Here is a 16,864-nt window from a genome sequence, read left to right as displayed (position 1 = left end):
CTGTTTCTTTAACATGAGCTGAAGCGAGCAATGCGGCTAGGCCTACGTAATCTAATCTGCTGTGTTGATTTAGAGATAGAGGCAGAATGACTCAACTCACTATACGAATGAGTGCCTAACGAATTGGTGCTGAACAGGGGGATTTATACATAAAACGCACCAGCCTTGATACCTAACGAGAATCTAGACTGGTGCATTTTTGATGAGCAATTAACTTTTCACATTGACATTGTTAAGTATGTAATCTGTTTCATAGATGCGGGAACTCGCATTTTCTGGCTTGCTATGTAAACCTGTGACTTCGACCATGACAGAGGTTTCTTGATTCATCGTCGAACTCCCCCACAAGATATCCTTACTCGCGCTCGCTCCTACTCCAAACTGGCCAATTGCATCACGATCGGTTTGTTCGTGAGTAAAAGTGAAGTAGTTATAACCCGCTTGTTTGCATAACTCTGCTGACTTACGCATGACGTACTTTCGGGCCAATGCGCGGTCAGTGTTGGTATTGCCAACAAAGCTTATCTGCCAGCTATCGGGTGCAATCTGTGCGGTTTCAAATCCTTTACCGAAAGACCAAAATTGCTTTTCGGTATCGTAGGAAGTGGCACAAGCTGAAAGCATCAGAGCTAATCCAGCACATAAAAACGTTTTTCTGATAAGTGTCATGGTCTTGTCTCGTCAGGTTGTTTAGAAGCTATAGTTCACGCCAAGGGTAGTAACCCACTGGTTGTTACTGTCTATTAGCGGAGAGTCTGCCATGTTGGCACCTATGTGCGAGTAACCTGTGGCTTGAGTAATATCTAAATGCTTAGTGACTGGAATAACCAAAGCGTAGCCTAGCTTATATGCAAAGGTGCCGTCGGCTTGATAGGCAGGGCGCTGCGCCGTAGCTTCAGATGACGTCACACCTGTGTAGTAGTTTGCGAAGTCTTTACTGAAGTAGTGCACACCCGCATAAGGCACCAGATCACCGAAGCCTACATTTATTGGATGGTAATAGGTGATATCAGCCTGAAAACCATCATAAATATTGGTGACATCGTGTTGGAATTTGGTCGATAACGTGCCATTTCCTAAATGAATGTCGGCGTTTAAACCCAGATCGCCACTGAATTTGCGATCCTTCATGCCCGTTAAAATATCCGCATCATCGGCATCAAAGCCGGGATTGGCAACGGCAAAGATACTGAAATTAACGGCACTATCGTTCGTGCCAAAAAAGCGATAGTTGATGCCGGACAGATCGGCGTTGAAGTCTTCACCGTGGTAGCCGCCATTGAGGTAGGCACCTGTCTGGTGATCTTGACCCTTATAAAACTGACTACCAGTAGCAACACCTGCGCCAGCAAAGAACTGATCTTGATGACTATAGATATTACCGTTACGAATGTAGGTATTGCTTTCAGCAAGAGCGTGGCTTGACATCAAAACACTTGTGATTACAAAGCAAAGTTTTTTCATTTTTTGATCCTTAAGACATCTGTCTAGTGACTGTGATGCCACTATATTTCACTTCTTAAAAGGACTCTGTATCCGAATGTAACCTAGACCATGTATCGCAGCCTTCTCGCATCGTCTGGCGCTGGTGAGCTCGTGGAGCTGAAGACTATGACCTTTTGCTAAGCAGGAGGGATAAACAAGACTAGGTCATAGATAGCTTTGATTGAATAGAGGAGAGGGTGCTGTGATGAGGTGATATAAAGGTAAAAAGTTATGCCTCTAAAGCTATTTTAAATCAATAGCATCAGGGGGATTTGACCTGATGCTATTGGTAGTCATTCAAATAACTCGCCGACTAAGCCTAGGGGCTAAGGGCAAGGTAATCTAAATTGATCGGACAGTTGGTTTAATCGTACTAATAGCTCTGGCGATAAGGTGACTTTTAAACTGTCGATGTTTTCTTTCAGTTGATATAAGTCGGTGGCGCCTATGATATTGGAGCCGACAAACTTACGTGAGTTAACAAAAGCTAACGCCATTTGTGCGGGCGTGAGTTTGAACTCGCGGGCCAAATCGACATAGGCTTTTGTCGCCTCCAGAGCCATTTGCGAACCTGTATAGCGGGCGAAACGCTTAAACAAGGTCAGGCGCGCGCCTTCAGGCCATTGGTCGTTGCAATATTTTCCCGTCAAGGCGCCAAAGGCCAGTGGCGAATAGGCCAGTAATGGCAAGTTTTCGCGGTGACTGATTTCGCTCATGCCGACTTCGAAACTGCGATTAAGCAAGTTATAGGGATTTTGCACACTCACAATACGCGGCAAGCCATGTTTTTCGGCGAGTTGCAGGTACTTCATCAAGCCCCAAGGCGTTTCGTTCGACACACCGATATAGCGCACTTTACCTTGGCGGATCACTTCGGCGAGCGCTTCTAGGGTTTCAAGTATCGGTGTTTGATGTTCATGCTCTTGTTGATCGTAAAACAGTTCACCAAAGAAGTTGGTATTACGGTCAGGCCAATGGATTTGATAAAGGTCGATAGTGTCTATTTGGAGGCGTGCTAAAGATGCATCGACCGCTTGGTGGATGTTGTTCCAGTCCAGCGCCATATTTTTGCGAATGTAATCACTTTTACCCCCCGGTGCGGCAATTTTAGTGGCGATCACTAAGTCGTCTCGGTTACCGCGGGCCTTAATATATTGCCCTAGGATACGCTCGGTTTCCCCTTGGGTTTCCGGCTTAGGTGGTACGGGATACATTTCCGCCGTATCGATAAAGTTGATGCCATTGCCTATGGCGTAGTCCAGCTGTGCAAACGCTTCGGCTTGGGTATTTTGTTCGCCCCAAGTCATAGTGCCCAAACAAATTTTACTGACCTCAAGATTAGAATGCGGTATGCGTCTGTATTCCATCTATTTCTCCTACGGAAACTCTCTTAGTTTGAGGCTACCAAGCTTTTGCTGTAAAGCAAAGGTTAAACCATAGGTTGAAATGTTAGTGCGCTAAAAATAGCCAGCAAGTTTAGCCATCCTGCCCCATTTTGAGGCATGCCATTGGCTGAAGTTTGTTCGCTGAGTTGCTCTTTTAACGGTTTTAGCGCTTTACTGCACTGAAATGGAGATTTTGGCTTATTTTTGTAAACCTTAGGTACTACTAAATCAGTAATGACGTATTTATGAATAAATTGTTATAAAACTACATTTGCAGATTACAGTAAGTAAGGATGTGAATCTGTGTCACAAAATTGCGTAAATTTACGTATCTAACTTACGAATTTGCAGCGGAATGTGACGCCAATATCGGAATCTGCGTTAACAAATCTCTACCCTAACTTTATCTAAAAATTTTTCATGGTTGATATTTGTGATGGCAGATTTTTCAAACCAAATTGTAACGATCAAAAAAGGCCTCGACTTGCCGATTGTTGGTGAGCCGCGACAGGTCATTGAACTCGGTGCTAAGCCATCCCAAGTGGCTGTTCTGGGAGAAGAGTTCGTTGGGCTTAAGCCGACGATGTTGGTCGAAGAGGGTGATTTTGTTCAAAAGGGCCAAGCCCTATTTGAAGACAAAAAAACGCCTGGTGTGTTGTTCACTGCACCTGCTAGTGGCCAAGTCGTAGCAATTAACCGCGGCGAGCGTCGAATTCTACAATCAGTCGTCATTCGTTGTGATGACGGTGAAAACCGCGATGGGCAGATTTCCTTCGATATCCATCAAGACATCGCCGCTCTCCCTCGGCCAACCGTTCAAGACCAGTTGGTGAAGAGTGGTCTATGGACTGCCTTGCGTACTCGGCCTTTCTCGCGCGTGCCTGCGCTCGATAGCACGCCAGCAGGTATTTTCGTCACCGCTATCGATACTAATCCACTGGCCGCTGATCCGCGTTTGATCATCGCCGAGCAAACCGAAGCTTTTAAAGCTGGCTTGCTGGTGTTGAGCCGTTTAACCGAAGGCAAGGTTTACCTGTGCCAGGATAAGGGCGAAGCGATTGTTAAAGAAGCATTACCACAACTTGAGGTGCGCCGTTTTGATGGTGTTCATCCTGCGGGTTTAGTGGGCACTCATATTCACTTTACCTTGCCAGTGAGTTTAGAACGTCAGGTATGGCATATCGGTTATCAAGATGTGATTGCCTACGGCAAGTTATTCCAAACCGGTGAGTTGTATACCGACCGCATCGTCGCCTTAGGTGGCCCGAGCGTGCTGAACCCGCGCTTACTACGCACTCAGTTGGGCGCTGAGCTAAGTGCCTTAGTGAGTGATGAAATCAAACCTGGCCATAACCGCGTGGTATCGGGATCTGTGTTATCTGGCCATACCGCGGCGGGCGTACATGACTTTTTAGGCCGATTCCACAACCAAGTATCAGTGTTGAGCGAAGATTCGCAGCACCATGTTCTCCCTTGGGTGCGCGGTGGTTCTGACAAATTCTCCATCACTCGTGCCGTAACATCACGTCTGTTTGGTGCGACTAAATTGTTCGAGTTTACGACTCATCAGGGCGGTTCTGCTCGCGCCATGATGGCTTTTGGTCAGTTAGATCGCGTGATGCCACTGGATATTTTACCCACCTTACTCGTTCGAGACTTAGTGGTGCGTGATACCGACGAGGCGCAAGCCTTAGGTGCATTGGAGTTAGATGAAGAAGATCTGGCGCTGTGTACCTTCGTATGTCCCGGCAAATATGACTTTGGTAAAGAATTACGTGCCTGTCTAGATGTTATTGAGAGGGAAGGTTAATGACCAAACAAGTGAAAAAACCTGATTTACAGGACGCCTCTGATTTACAACAAGAGTACTACGCAACGGGTAAGTCGATGAAGGGCTTTTTGCGCTCACTCGTCATTGCCAACGGTCGTAGCACTAAGGGCCAAGTGCATGTGCGTGACGCGATTGACGTGAAACGTACCATGACGCTAGTCGGTTTGTGTTTACTGCCCGCCATTTTATTCGGTCTATATAACATTGGCCTACAGGCACAGCTTGCGCTCGCGGGCGGATTATCGACACCAGATATTTGGAAGTTAGAAATCTTTAATACCCTGTTTGGCAGCCTTAGCCAAGACACTGGGATATTAGGTTTATTCCTCTATGGTCTTAGTTTTTATCTGCCGATTTACCTGACAGCACTGCTCACCAGTTTGTTTTGGGAAGTGGTGTTTGCGCGGGTTCGTGGTCAAGAGTTGCACGAAGGCTTCTTCGTGACGGCCCTGCTGTTTACCTTAATCTTGCCAGTATCGACACCGTTGTGGCTGGTGGCCATGGGGATTTCCTTTGGTGTGGTTGTGGCTAAAGAGCTGTTTGGCGGCATGGGATATAACTTCCTTAACCCTGCGCTGGCGGGCTTGGCTTTTATCTACTTCGCCTATCCATCTGAAGTTTCAACCATTAAACAGCTCGTTGCCGTTGATGGTTTCTCTGGTGCAACAGCGCTGGCACAAACCGCAGCGGGCAAGTTGAGTTTTGCCGATTACTCTTGGTTTAGCGCCTTTAGCGATCCTAACTGGTGGAACAACTTTTTTGGCTTTACCGTGGGCACGATTGGCGAAACCAGCACCTTAGCGATTTTGATCGGCGGTTCATTATTGCTGATCAGCCGCTTAGCGGATTGGCGCATTGTGCTCGGTGTGTTGCTGGGCATGATAGCGACAGCAACGCTGTGTAATTACATCGGTTCTAGCAGCAATCAAATGATGGCAATGCCGTGGACTTGGCATCTTGTCACTGGCGGTTTTGCGTTAGCAATGATGTTTATGGCCACCGATCCTGTAACCACTTCGTACACTCGTCAAGGCAAGTTTGCCTACGGTGCTTTGATTGGTTTTATGACTGTGCTTATCCGTGTCGCTAACCCCAAAATGCCTGAGGGCGTGATGTTAGCCATTCTGTTCGCCAACCTTTGGGCGCCGCTGTTCGATTATCTGGTGGCCCGCGCCAACATCAAACGGAGATTAAAACGTCATGGTATTTAAGAAAGATACTGTGGTGGGGACCATGATCTTCACCATCACGCTCTGCCTCCTGTGCTCTTTTATGATCACAGGCACAGCAGGCATATTGAAAGAACGTAAAGTCGCCAAAAAACGTGACGAAGTGCAGCGCTATGTGTTGATGGCCGCCGATGTGAACTTAGGTCAGGGCAATGAGTTTAGAGAGATTTTTGCTAAATCCGTTAAGCCATTATTGATCAACTTAGATACAGGCAAGGTGGACTCAGACGCTAACGTCCTCGATTTCGATGAGCGTATGGCGGCAATTAATCCTGAGACTTCAAGTGCGCCGAAAAAAGATATCGCCAAGATTAAAACCCGTGCGAACGATGCCCGCGTGTTTAAAGTGCTCGATGCCAACGGCAAGTTAGACAGCGTGGTTGTGCCTTTCTATGGCAAAGGTCTGTGGTCGATGATCTACGGTTATGTGGCGGTTGAACCCGATTTCAACACCATTAAAGGGCTAGTCGTGTACGAACACGGTGAAACCCCTGGTATCGGCGATTTTTTAACTGATCCTAAGTGGGTGTCACTATGGAAGGGTAAGCAATTGTTTGATGAAAAAGGCAAGTTTTCGATACGTCTTGTGAAAGGCGGCGCTAAAGAAGGCGATATTCATGGTGTCGATGCGGTGAGTGGCGCGACCATGACGGGCCGCGGCGTGCAGCGCGCAATGGAGTTTTGGTTTGGCGTTGAGGGTTTTCAAACCTTCTTCAATCAGCTGAAAGCGACGGCCACGCAGGGTGAATTGCAAGGTGAGTTGGGAGAGGCAAAATGAGCAACACTTTATCCATGCGTGACATGTTAACGGGGCCAGTGTTTGCCAATAACCCCGTCGCGATGCAAGTGCTGGGCGTATGTTCGGCACTGGCGGTCAGTAACTCAATGCAAACCGCTGTGGTGATGACACTGGCAGTGACCTTTGTGTTGGTGTTTTCTAACCTGATTATCTCTGCCATCCGTAACTTTATCCCGACCAGTGTGCGGATTATCGCGCAGATGACGGTTATCGCCTCCTTAGTGATTATCGTCGACATGGTTCTGCAGGATGTAGCCTATGAGTTATCTAAGCAACTTTCTGTATTCGTTGGGTTAATTATCACTAACTGTATCATCATGGGCCGTGCAGAAGCCTTCGCCATGAAGTATCCACCGCATTTAGCGGTCGTCGATGCGCTTGGTAATGCGACAGGCTATGGTTTGATTTTGATCAGCGTCGCCTTTGTACGCGAGCTGTTAGGGACGGGTAATTTATTCGGTCACCCTGTGTTTACCACCATCGAAAATGGCGGCTGGTACTTGCCAAATGAGATGTTCAAGTTACCACCGAGCGCCTTCTTCCTGATTGGTGTGTTGATCTGGACTATCAATGTGATCCAGCGGAAACGGGGTTAAGGAGCAGATATGGAACACTATATAAATCTATTTTTGCAGGCCACTTTTATCGACAACATGGCGCTGTCGTTCTTCTTGGGCATGTGTACTTTCTTGGCCGTGTCTAAAAAGGTGTCAACCGCCTTTGGTCTAGGTGTTGCCGTGATTGTGGTGATGACCTTAGCCGTGCCGTTAAACCAGCTGATTTACGTCAAAGTGCTCGCACCTGGCGCTCTGTCTTGGGCGGGATTACCCGGTATCGATTTAAGTTACCTGCAACTGATCACTTTCATTGGTGTGATTGCGGCGTTAGTGCAAATCCTTGAAATGTTTTTGGATAAGTACATTCCTAGCCTGTATGACTCCCTTGGGATCTTTTTACCTTTGCTCACAGTGAACTGCGCGATTTTTGCCGGGGTGATCTTTATGGCGAACCGTGATTACAACTTCGGTGAGTCAGTGGTGTTTGCGATGGGCTCGGGTCTTGGTTGGGCGGTGGCGATTGTACTGCTGGCGGGACTGCGCGAAAGAATGAAATTCAACGCGATTCCTGAAGGCTTACAAGGTATTGGTATCACCTTTATTACTACAGGCTTGATGGCGCTGGGCTTTATGTCTTTCTCAGGGATCTCGCTGTAACGCTACAGTAGGCGAGCCAAGAATTGAGAAAGTGAAACCAGATTCTTTTTAGAAAAGAGCTAGAAAAGGGTAATACGATGGAAATGGCAATTGGCATAGGCATGTTCACGCTAGTGGTCTGTCTATTGGTGATAGTGATTCTAATCGCCAAAAAGAAATTAGTGGCTACGGGTGAAGTGACGATCAGCATCAACGAAGATGCCGAAAAAAGCATTCAAGTTGCCGCGGGTGACAAGTTACTCGGCGCTTTGGCGAGTCAGAGTATTTTTATTCCGTCTGCCTGTGGTGGCGGCGGAACCTGTGGTCAGTGCCGAGTGAAAATCAAATCGGGCGGCGGTGACATTCTGCCGACTGAAATGGGCCATATCACCAAGAAAGAGGCTAAAGAAGGTTGTCGTCTCGCCTGCCAAGTCTCAGTGAAAACCGATATGGAACTTGAACTCGACGAAGAAATCTTTGGGGTGAAGAAGTGGCAATGTCAGGTGATCTCCAATGATAACAAGGCGACTTTTATCAAGGAGTTATTGCTTGAGTTACCCGAAGGTGAAGATGTTCGCTTTAAAGCAGGGGGTTATATTCAAATTGAAGCGCCAGCCCATGTGGTGAAATACGCTGACTTTGATATTCCTGAAAAATACCGTGGCGATTGGGACAAATACGGCCTGTTTGACATTGTCTCTACCGTTAATGAAGAAGTGTTGCGCGCTTACTCTATGGCCAACTATCCCGATGAAAAGGGCCGCATTATGCTGAACGTGCGGATTGCGACGCCGCCATCGGCTAATGTGCCAGCGGGCAAGATGTCATCTTACATCTTCAACCTGAAAGCGGGCGATACAGTGACCATTTCAGGGCCATTCGGTGAGTTCTTTGTGAAGGAAACCGATGCAGAAATGGTGTTTATCGGCGGCGGTGCCGGCATGGCACCTATGCGTTCACACATTTTCGATCAGCTTAAGAGTAAGAAAACCACACGTAAAATGAGTTTCTGGTACGGCGCTCGTTCGACCCGTGAAGTGTTTTACCAAGCGGATTTCGATGCCCTAGCGGCCGAGAATGACAACTTCGTTTGGCATGTGGCGTTATCTGAGCCATTGCCTGAGGATAATTGGACTGGCTACACTGGCTTTATTCATAATGTGATTTATGAGAATTATCTTAAAAATCATAAGGCACCAGAAGACTGCGAGTACTACATGTGTGGTCCTCCAATCATGAACTCTTCAGTGATTAAGATGCTTGAAAGCCTAGGCGTTGAGCCAGAAAACATCCTACTCGATGACTTTGGTGATTAGGTTGTAAGTGAGTAATAAAAAATCGCGTTAGGCCCAGCTTAACGCGATTTTTGTTTATAGGGCTTTTTATCATTTTGCAGTTTTTAGCTTTCGCATCTTGATGCTATTTAGCACCTCACCTAGCTAAAGGATTTGCCGCCGTGGCGGGTTAAATAGCTCACCATGCGCTCACTCTCAGCGGTATAGCATCCCATGCGGAACTCACCCTGCCAGTAAGCAATATCGAGCGGATGATATCCCTGCGAGTTTGGATGATTCACATTGGCCCCCGCATCCACCAATAATTTGAGCAGTTCAAAAGACTGCAACTCACAGGCATGCAAGAGTGCCGTCATCCCGCCATTGTCCACGCCTTCAAGATTAGCGTCATTTGCAATAATGCGCTTAACAGCAAGCGTATCTTTGGCTTTAACCGCATCGATGAGTTCAGTGCTCATTTGATCGCTATTTAACCTCATCCAAAGGATTTAATTTAAGTGGATTTAGCCTAGGTTTCTTTAACTTGTGGGCGAAACTCCGTAAGCTGAATAGCTTATACCTAAATGCTTATATCTACAGGTATAACTTATCATGGATGTAATAGTTGTAGGATAGGAGGCTTGTTTGAAAAAGTTAGCAGTAGTATCACTTATCTGTTTCTCCCTCAGCGCATGCTCTTCACTCAATGAAGTTAAATTGGATTCTCAATCGGTATCCAGCTACATAGGTGAAAAGGTCAAAGTCACCACAATATCTGGCGAACAAATGGAATTTCAAGTCGAAAGTGCAACGGAACAGCAGATCGAGGGAGAAGGGCAACTAGTCAAAATTGAAGATATACAGACGTTGGAAGTTGAGGAGTTTAGCCCACTAAAATCGATATCACTTTCTGCAGGCTTATATATGTTAGGTGCGATAATTATTACTATTGTCGTTTTATAGCCATTTTGAATGTGTATTCGCTGCAACTTGAGATATTCAGTCTACAAACTGGGGCAGACTGCCACTTGGTTTATACTGCTCGGATTAGCTTCGTCGCCCTAGGTATCACTTTGGTGTGTCATTTTTATATGGAATATTTCCTTTATAATTCAATTGTAAAGATTAAATTGTATTATCCATAAAAAGCGCTTGTGATAAGCTTGCTTTTTTCTAGCAGGCAGCATTATTTGTTAATTACGTTAAGGATAACCCATGCGTTTGAGTGTTATCAGTACCCTGTTGACTGGTTTTTTATTATTCCCAAGTGCCAATAGTTTTGGTCTGTTATTAGAAACAGGTGCTGAACAAGAGCAAATCGGGCAAGGCAGTAACTCTATTGCCGTTGAAAGCCAAACCGCATCTTCAGTATCGAAGGTGGCGGAGATTAAGACCTTAATCCAAGCCGCGATAAAGGATTCGCCGCAGCCATTTAGTGGCAGTGTTATCCTGCTTGAGCAGGGCAAGCCGCAGCTTGAACTGCAAAAGGGGGAAGGTATTAGTCAAGATTCGCGCTTTGTGATGGCATCGCTCTCTAAGCAGATTACTGCAACCTTGATATTGCAGGCACTCGATGCGGGGAAACTCGACTTAAACCTATCGCTTAATCATTATCTTTTTGGTGATGCTGAAGGGAAGAATAAGGCGCTAAAAGGCACTGTGGCGGGGGCAAATCCAAGTGCAGATGCACTTAATTCCAGTCGATATGACGAGCGGATTACGCTGCACCAACTGCTAACGCATACATCGGGTGTCGATAAACTGGGTAAGGCCAATCGATTCGAGCCGGGAAGCCAATTTGAATACTCCAACTTCGGTTATTCACTTTTAGGGCAAGTGCTTGAGAAGGTCAATCACCAATCCTTTGCCGAGCAAGTGGCGCAGTTTGCAACGCGATACCAGCTTAATGGCTTGAGTGCTGAGCTTGGCAGTATTGAGACTATTCGCGCCAAAGTGCCTTCACTCGCCGTAGGTTTACAGGAAAGCGAGGTGATTGCCCCTGCTGACTTAGTGCTTGATGAAGCTTTGTTGCCCGCAGGGGGATTAATTGCTTCAGCGCCAGCTTATGCCGCCTTTCAGCATCTATTACATTCTGGCAAGTTGATGAGTGCAAAGAGTTATCAACGGATGACAACGGCGTATACCGAGATCCAATTCTTATGGCCGAATATGCGCTATGGCTATGGGGTGAGGATCAATAAGGACGATGGTCTCATCGAATACAGTCATACGGGCTATTTATCTGGCTATATGTCGATGACACTGCATTATCCTGAATTCAATTTGGATCTGGTGATGCTGGAAAATCTATCGCTAAATCTTAATGATCGCGCTCGAGTATTTGAACTGCATAATCAGATACGTCAAATCATTCGTAGCCAGTTACTGCTTATTAAAACATCACTTGCACAGTGATTTGAGTAAACTGACTACTGACATAAGTGCCCTTATGCTGATATTAAGCACGGTACTTTAGTACTTAAAAGATTACTAAGATATAGTTTCTGCGGGAGATAGTGGCTACTATCTCCCGCGTTAAGGGAATAAATATAGTCTTTTACTACTTAATGTCGCCATATTTAATTGAATCACGACTATCTGTTTCATATATCATTTCATATTCATAGTTCAATGAGTCTAACAAGCTAATTATATAATCTTCGGATTTAATTCTTTCGTATCCAGGAAAATCTTGGTGGAAAATGATACTCAATAACCAGCTGCATTCAGGTTTTGATGGTGCGAAAGTATTTTCATCAAGATCTACATTGGGAAATAATTTAATGAATGTGCCTGTCTCTTTATTTAGATTCCAATGGTAATGTTTTATCCTGAATGGTAAAAAACTCTCAAGCATAGTAGGGTTCTTAGCTGTAGATGTTTTTCTATCTATTAATGCTAGAAATTCTTTGAGTTTATTATGAATTGTTTTTTCATCTTTACTTGTTGATTTTATACCAAATAGTACTTGATGTTTCATATGGTTGAATCTCCTCATTGAATAGATTTTATCGGCACTGGTGTCTTTTAAAGAGCCATTTTCTTTAGTTAAGGGTGTAAGTTTGTTAGCTAACAGAGAATTTAAACTCTATTTTAATTATTAACGTCCCTAACAAAGAGACGTTAATCTGTGACTTACAGTTACCAAAAGCGCTTTCTAAGTGCGGTCTCGATATCAATCTCAACCCTAAAGTACTGCAAAATAGTCCAAACTGAATCGACTAAGGCTTCGGTAAGCGCTGGATAATCATCCTCGATAATTCCGTTAATTTCTTCGACGGTTTCATCGATATATTCTTGAACACCTTCCTCAAATTCGGCCTTTGTCGCTTGATTGCGGAAAAAGCTAAAGTTGTCGAGCTTTTCTATCAATTGATCAATAAGGACTCTTACTGAATTGAGTTGCTCAACTGTGATCGTCGGATCGGTGGCGATCAGTTTAAAAAAGCTCTGCACTTTGGTTTTGAGATCAAATAGCGTTGGGATTTTATCTCGATTTGCCGCCGCATTACTCACCTCTAATTTGGTTTGCTTGACGGGCGCTGGTGTCACATTCCCCTCAGATGCTTGCGGATTGGCCGTCATAGGCTCGGCATTGCTCGAAGCTGTTGCTGGTATTGCGCGATTGTGGGCTATGGTTGTGGGGGCTGGCGGTATCTCGCGCCCCAGTGTTTGTAGCAGGCGGCGCTGGAAATAGCTTTGCGGCAGGGCTTTGCTGAGTGCTTGCTCAAGCTGAGTTTCACTGTAGGAGGCTATCTGCAGCAGCGCTTCGAAAATCTCTTTATATTCTTGCTCAATAGCCGCTATTAGCGGGCTATTGCCTAAGCTATTGGTCACGGTTAAGTCGGCGCCATATTGCTGCAAAAGTCTTAAGATCCGCACAGCTGTTGATTCAAAGCGGGGGAACTCGATTGAACTGCCGCCTATCACAGCGCAAAGGGCAGGAGTGGTGTCTTCACCATTGATGGCATTGGGGTTGGCGCCATGTTCGAGTAGCGCCTCTACGCAGGACTGCGCGCCGTAGTAACTGGCGCACATTAATGGCGTAAATTGCTCATCCACCGAGAATTCTTCTAACTTTGCTCCATGGCGCAGTAATAGTTCTACGGTTTTTCGCCGCATAGGGCCGGTAATTTCATCCCACCAGTAGGTCGAAATCGCCTTGTGTAGAATGGGCGAATTATCGTGGCCACAATGGGTAAAAATATCCCCGCCTTGGTGAATGAGCCATTCAAGTAGTTGGATTCGACAGGAGATAGCCGCCGCGGACACATAGTTAGTGTTGTAGATATTGGTGAGGCTTAAATCCAGCCCCTTGGTGAGCAGATATTCCATCACTTGGATAAGCGTTGCTTGATCTTCTTTCCCTGAACCACGCTGGCAGATAGTGAGTAAGGTTGGTTCATCCACCGCCCCAAATTTTTTATTGATATCCATACCATATTGCAGGAACAGATCGAAAAACTCGGGCAGAAAGGTTTTCTTTTCGACCATTGGATAAACCAATAGTCGTAAATTCGACCAGACTAACATCTCATAGGGTTTACCCGTATTCACAAATTCGGCATTTGGATTAGCGCCATATTTGAGCAAGAGTTCAAGGGCTTGGTAGATGTAACTCCGTTTATTCGGATCGGTAAATTGGGCATTATTAATATATTGGTTGAGCAAGGGTGAATGGTCGGCATCAGGCGGTGTCATCCTATAGATGCGATTGATATCGACGGTGGCCTTAATCAGTTTTTCGATAATCCTAAGGTCAAATTCTGAGGTCAATGCCGCATAGACCAAACTTTTGGCGTGAGAATCGGCTTTGAGCTGCGGATAATGGTCTAACAGGTATTCAGTGTAGTCTTGCGCTTTGGCGTAAACGCATAGTTCGAGTAAATTGGCATCATCCCAGAAGCTGCTATCGTTGGCCATAATATAGCGTGACTTTTTAAATGCAGGGAAGCGTTTAACTAAGGGAGAAAATGTTTCTACTCCCCAAAATTCGCTCGAAGAAATAATGTTTTCAATTAGGCTTAATTTGCCAATGTCTAATGGGATATCTTTATTAATGATATGCAGGAACAGATCTTTATTGCGTTCATCATATAATATTTCTAGTGGGTGATTTAATTCACCATTGGTCCAAAAGCTCACCGGTTTATTGATATCTAAGTTAGCTGCAAATAGAAGATCGATCATGTCTCTACGTTGATGGTCTTGATAGATATATTGCGGATTAGGATGAAATAGATAGTTGAGCCAGCAATTATTATATTGATTTTGAAAGTAAAGATTTGCACTAGAGTCTAGGTATAGGGTAACGAGTTCTGAGTTGTTATATTCAATAGCCGAATGCAAGGCACTGAAACCATTACATTCGATTTTAGCGCCTTTGCTGAGCAAGTATTTTATAAGCACTAAATCGGACTGAGGACTGCAAGATAGTGGAACTAATATATTGCAGGGCGAAACATTGAGATCAATAAAGTTGAGATCTCCACTATCGGCAAGAAATTGATCAACTTTCTTTATTTTAGCCGAGGTCGAAAGCGTGTTATCTAGGCATATTTCCCGAAGTGTGAGTTTCTTATCACTAAAAATCCAACTGAGCATAATGTTCCCTATTTAATGCCGTTAACAAAATGATATCAAACACCTTTCAATTTATTAAAAATTGAGTGAGGTAAAATTGCCATATATTAATGCATTTAAGTTAAGAAAAACTATGCCCTAAGACTGATAATTAAAATGATCCTGTTTGAATAACATTTTGTGATACAAATTGATAATGCCAAACAAGTTGCATGATGACATGTTTGGCATTGTTACTTTGATTGGAATTCTGCTTCATATCCTATTGATTAAGATCTAGCAGCATCGGCATTTCGCAGGCGTCGTGGCCTGTGTTCCCTAGGGGAGCCGACAGATGTACAAAGCCTAATTTCTCATAGAGTTTTACGGCTTCATTTAGTACAGCGGTGGTTTCTAAATAGCAGCTTTGATAACCCGTTTCGCGGGCGAAATCGAGTGCCATTAACGCTACGCGTTTTGCGAGTCCTTTGCCGCGGATTTCTGGCATAAAGTACATTTTTTGCAGTTCGCAGACGCCATCATTGTTAGCTAAAGGCGCAATACCGGCGCCGCCTAAAATGCGGCCCTCTAATTCAATAATCCAATAGTTGGCGCCCACTTGGGAGTAGATCTGGCTTAGGCAATCTAAGGTCGGGTCCGCCACGCTATAGCCTTTATCCGCGGTTAAGCCGTATTCGGCCGAAACATCGCGGATGACTTTGGCAATTGCGGCATCATCTTGGGCTGTGGCTTGGCGAATGTGACAACCACTTTGCTGCTTGGCGTTATGTACGGCTTGGTTATATAACACGAGGGCCTCTTCGATTTGTGAAGTTTGCAATGGAGTCAGTTGGGCTAAGATCCCTTGGAATAATTGATTCTGCTGAGTATCCAATTTAACGAGTAATTTCTTACCCGCAGGTGTCAGTTGCACAACTAAGCAGCGACTGTCCCGTGGGTGCACCTGACTCTGGGCAAGATGTTTATCGATCAAATGCTTGATAGCGCGGCTCGCATTGGACTTATCAATGCTGAGTTTGCTTGCAAGCTCTTTGATGGTCAGGGGCTGCTTGCCTATCTCAAACAGGGCATGGGCTTGCACGGGCGAAAGGGGTAAATCCCCAAAGGCGGCGTTGAGCATGCCTAAATTTCTCACCAGATAGCGAGACAAATGCCTGAGTTGGGTGGATGAGCCTGGCTCAGTCGTTTGCTTAGTTTGAGTCACAGGCTTCGCAGGATCTTGAGCCAATGGTGCGTCTGTTTGAGCCATAGTCGAATAGGTTTGGTTGCATGTCACAACTAAGTTAGCGGGCTTTAACTCCTCTTGCAACATATTAATAACAATCTGCTGTGTAAATATCAGGATTCAATAATGGCGCCATGGCGAGAATAATCGCTTGGGTGTAATTACTTTCACGGGTCGCATGGCCGTGGGTGAGTAAACCTATGGCACCGCCTTTTTGCTTAATATTGATTGTATTGAACAACCTATCCATGACATCCCCGAGTTCTCCCCCCGCTTCTAATGCCCGATAAACTTGCATTGGCAAAGGTAAAATCGCACTGCGGCCAATGGCAAGCTGGTCTTTATGGCCAATCGCGATATAGGCGAATGTGGCAGGGCCAAAGTCGAAACAATCGACACCGCCTTCCATCGCAAAATAGTAGTCGGCTTTAGTCTCTTGCGGGTCCTGCTGTTGACAATAGCGCACCCGATTGATCGCCCCTTGGCGAGTGTCGAGATCTGTCATTGGCTGCGCCGCAACACCTGAAGGCGCATCCATACCGCTAGCTTCTATGATGCTCTCAGGGAACAGTTGTGCCATGGCATTAGTTGCCGCGTTGATTTTTACAGGGTTTTTAGAACCCACTTTTATCTTAATAATGTTTTGTTGCATATAAGTTATTTATTTTGGATTTTAATGTGGACGCTCGTTTGAATCATTGCTTAAATGGTCTGAGGTGTCTAAGCGTTTGGGTTTTCTATTCTGCCACAGTCGTCGGCGAAGCTCAGTAAAAAAGCCAACAGTAGGGGAGGCAATAGCCAGCCTTAGGGACTAGGAAGCGACATGCAACTATTGCTCCTTCAGTAATTTGGGCTGGAAT

The 16,864-nt window shown here is 45.4% G+C and carries 16 protein-coding genes; 8 read left to right on the top strand and 8 right to left on the bottom strand.

Annotated elements, in window-relative coordinates; genetic code table 11:
* Nucleotides 1-210: 210 nt before the first annotated feature.
* The 3 genes from CKQ84_RS03510 to CKQ84_RS03500 all read right to left on the bottom strand — a co-directional run bounded on the left by CKQ84_RS03510 (nt 211) and on the right by CKQ84_RS03500 (nt 2,852).
* Nucleotides 211-669 (bottom strand): hypothetical protein, encoded by a 459-nt coding sequence (locus CKQ84_RS03510; RefSeq protein WP_028761861.1) that lies wholly within the window; start codon nt 667-669, stop codon nt 211-213.
* A 21-nt stretch (nt 670-690) separates the two neighbouring features.
* Entirely contained in the window at nt 691-1,464 is a 774-nt protein-coding gene (gene ompV, locus CKQ84_RS03505) for an outer membrane protein OmpV (RefSeq protein ID WP_105250121.1), read from the bottom strand.
* Between the two features lie 347 nt (nt 1,465-1,811).
* Nucleotides 1,812-2,852: an NADP(H)-dependent aldo-keto reductase gene (locus CKQ84_RS03500; RefSeq protein ID WP_105250120.1), complete on the bottom strand. Its 1,041-nt coding sequence runs from the start codon at nt 2,850-2,852 to the stop codon at nt 1,812-1,814.
* Between the two features lie 454 nt (nt 2,853-3,306).
* Here CKQ84_RS03500 and CKQ84_RS03495 point away from each other — a divergent pair, with 454 nt between their 5' ends.
* From CKQ84_RS03495 to nqrF, 6 genes are all read left to right on the top strand, one after another.
* The gene (locus CKQ84_RS03495; protein WP_105250119.1) at nt 3,307-4,680 is read left to right on the top strand and encodes a Na(+)-translocating NADH-quinone reductase subunit A; all 1,374 of its coding nucleotides are present in this window, start codon (nt 3,307-3,309) and stop codon (nt 4,678-4,680) included.
* Nucleotides 4,680-5,912, top strand: coding sequence for an NADH:ubiquinone reductase (Na(+)-transporting) subunit B (locus CKQ84_RS03490; protein ID WP_105250118.1), 1,233 nt, complete (start codon nt 4,680-4,682; stop codon nt 5,910-5,912). Before CKQ84_RS03495 ends, CKQ84_RS03490 begins: the two co-directional genes overlap by 1 nt.
* Nucleotides 5,902-6,708, top strand: coding sequence for a Na(+)-translocating NADH-quinone reductase subunit C (locus tag CKQ84_RS03485; protein WP_105250117.1), 807 nt, complete (start codon nt 5,902-5,904; stop codon nt 6,706-6,708). The genes CKQ84_RS03490 and CKQ84_RS03485 overlap by 11 nt, the downstream gene beginning before the upstream one ends.
* The gene (locus tag CKQ84_RS03480) at nt 6,705-7,325 is read left to right on the top strand and encodes an NADH:ubiquinone reductase (Na(+)-transporting) subunit D (RefSeq protein WP_028761892.1); all 621 of its coding nucleotides are present in this window, start codon (nt 6,705-6,707) and stop codon (nt 7,323-7,325) included. The genes CKQ84_RS03485 and CKQ84_RS03480 overlap by 4 nt, the downstream gene beginning before the upstream one ends.
* A gap of 9 nt (nt 7,326-7,334) precedes the next feature.
* Nucleotides 7,335-7,943 (top strand): NADH:ubiquinone reductase (Na(+)-transporting) subunit E, encoded by a 609-nt coding sequence (gene nqrE, locus CKQ84_RS03475; protein WP_105250116.1) that lies wholly within the window; start codon nt 7,335-7,337, stop codon nt 7,941-7,943.
* A 77-nt stretch (nt 7,944-8,020) separates the two neighbouring features.
* Nucleotides 8,021-9,238 carry an NADH:ubiquinone reductase (Na(+)-transporting) subunit F gene (gene nqrF, locus CKQ84_RS03470; protein ID WP_105250115.1) on the top strand — a complete coding sequence of 406 codons (1,218 nt, stop codon included), beginning with the start codon at nt 8,021-8,023 and terminating at the stop codon, nt 9,236-9,238.
* A gap of 119 nt (nt 9,239-9,357) precedes the next feature.
* On the opposite strand, the gene CKQ84_RS03465 is transcribed toward nqrF, so the two are convergent.
* Entirely contained in the window at nt 9,358-9,675 is a 318-nt protein-coding gene (locus CKQ84_RS03465; RefSeq protein ID WP_105250114.1) for an ankyrin repeat domain-containing protein, read from the bottom strand.
* A gap of 166 nt (nt 9,676-9,841) precedes the next feature.
* On the opposite strand from CKQ84_RS03465, the gene CKQ84_RS03460 reads away from it, so the two are divergent.
* Both CKQ84_RS03460 and CKQ84_RS03455 read left to right on the top strand, forming a co-directional pair.
* A complete protein-coding gene (locus tag CKQ84_RS03460; RefSeq protein ID WP_105250113.1) occupies nt 9,842-10,159 on the top strand; it encodes a hypothetical protein in 318 nt (105 codons plus the stop codon).
* A gap of 252 nt (nt 10,160-10,411) precedes the next feature.
* A complete protein-coding gene (locus tag CKQ84_RS03455) occupies nt 10,412-11,611 on the top strand; it encodes a serine hydrolase (RefSeq protein ID WP_105250112.1) in 1,200 nt (399 codons plus the stop codon).
* A 145-nt stretch (nt 11,612-11,756) separates the two neighbouring features.
* Here CKQ84_RS03455 and CKQ84_RS03450 read toward each other — a convergent pair whose 3' ends face one another.
* The 4 genes from CKQ84_RS03450 to yjjX form a co-directional block, all read right to left on the bottom strand.
* Nucleotides 11,757-12,176, bottom strand: a complete 420-nt coding sequence (locus tag CKQ84_RS03450) for a hypothetical protein (RefSeq protein ID WP_105250111.1) — start codon at nt 12,174-12,176, stop codon at nt 11,757-11,759.
* A 161-nt stretch (nt 12,177-12,337) separates the two neighbouring features.
* Nucleotides 12,338-14,800: an ankyrin repeat domain-containing protein gene (locus tag CKQ84_RS03445; protein WP_105250110.1), complete on the bottom strand. Its 2,463-nt coding sequence runs from the start codon at nt 14,798-14,800 to the stop codon at nt 12,338-12,340.
* Nucleotides 14,801-15,041: 241 nt separating this feature from the next.
* On the bottom strand, nt 15,042-16,091 hold the full coding sequence (locus CKQ84_RS03440) for a bifunctional helix-turn-helix transcriptional regulator/GNAT family N-acetyltransferase (RefSeq protein WP_173913145.1): 1,050 nt from the start codon (nt 16,089-16,091) through the stop codon (nt 15,042-15,044).
* A 1-nt stretch (nt 16,092) separates the two neighbouring features.
* The gene (yjjX, locus tag CKQ84_RS03435; RefSeq protein WP_105250109.1) at nt 16,093-16,656 is read right to left on the bottom strand and encodes an inosine/xanthosine triphosphatase; all 564 of its coding nucleotides are present in this window, start codon (nt 16,654-16,656) and stop codon (nt 16,093-16,095) included.
* Between the last annotated feature and the right edge of the window lie 208 nt (nt 16,657-16,864).

Origin of the sequence: Shewanella sp. WE21 (assembly GCF_002966515.1) — a bacterium.
Lineage (GTDB): Bacteria > Pseudomonadota > Gammaproteobacteria > Enterobacterales > Shewanellaceae > Shewanella > Shewanella oncorhynchi.
This window is presented reverse-complemented; position numbering and strand designations above follow the sequence as displayed.

Bases quoted from the DNA above. Each gene is read 5' to 3' on its own strand.
- CKQ84_RS03495 (WP_105250119.1), top strand. From the start codon at position 3,307: ATGGCAGATTTTTCAAACCAAATTGTAACGATCAAAAAAGGCCTCGAC.
- yjjX (WP_105250109.1), bottom strand. From the start codon at position 16,656: ATGCAACAAAACATTATTAAGATAAAAGTGGGTTCTAAAAACCCTGTA.
- CKQ84_RS03465 (WP_105250114.1), bottom strand. From the start codon at position 9,675: ATGAGCACTGAACTCATCGATGCGGTTAAAGCCAAAGATACGCTTGCT.
- CKQ84_RS03455 (WP_105250112.1), top strand. From the start codon at position 10,412: ATGCGTTTGAGTGTTATCAGTACCCTGTTGACTGGTTTTTTATTATTC.
- CKQ84_RS03490 (WP_105250118.1), top strand. From the start codon at position 4,680: ATGACCAAACAAGTGAAAAAACCTGATTTACAGGACGCCTCTGATTTA.
- nqrE (WP_105250116.1), top strand. From the start codon at position 7,335: ATGGAACACTATATAAATCTATTTTTGCAGGCCACTTTTATCGACAAC.
- CKQ84_RS03440 (WP_173913145.1), bottom strand. From the start codon at position 16,091: ATGTTGCAAGAGGAGTTAAAGCCCGCTAACTTAGTTGTGACATGCAAC.
- CKQ84_RS03510 (WP_028761861.1), bottom strand. From the start codon at position 669: ATGACACTTATCAGAAAAACGTTTTTATGTGCTGGATTAGCTCTGATG.
- CKQ84_RS03485 (WP_105250117.1), top strand. From the start codon at position 5,902: ATGGTATTTAAGAAAGATACTGTGGTGGGGACCATGATCTTCACCATC.
- CKQ84_RS03445 (WP_105250110.1), bottom strand. From the start codon at position 14,800: ATGCTCAGTTGGATTTTTAGTGATAAGAAACTCACACTTCGGGAAATA.
- CKQ84_RS03480 (WP_028761892.1), top strand. From the start codon at position 6,705: ATGAGCAACACTTTATCCATGCGTGACATGTTAACGGGGCCAGTGTTT.
- nqrF (WP_105250115.1), top strand. From the start codon at position 8,021: ATGGAAATGGCAATTGGCATAGGCATGTTCACGCTAGTGGTCTGTCTA.
- ompV (WP_105250121.1), bottom strand. From the start codon at position 1,464: ATGAAAAAACTTTGCTTTGTAATCACAAGTGTTTTGATGTCAAGCCAC.
- CKQ84_RS03450 (WP_105250111.1), bottom strand. From the start codon at position 12,176: ATGAAACATCAAGTACTATTTGGTATAAAATCAACAAGTAAAGATGAA.
- CKQ84_RS03500 (WP_105250120.1), bottom strand. From the start codon at position 2,852: ATGGAATACAGACGCATACCGCATTCTAATCTTGAGGTCAGTAAAATT.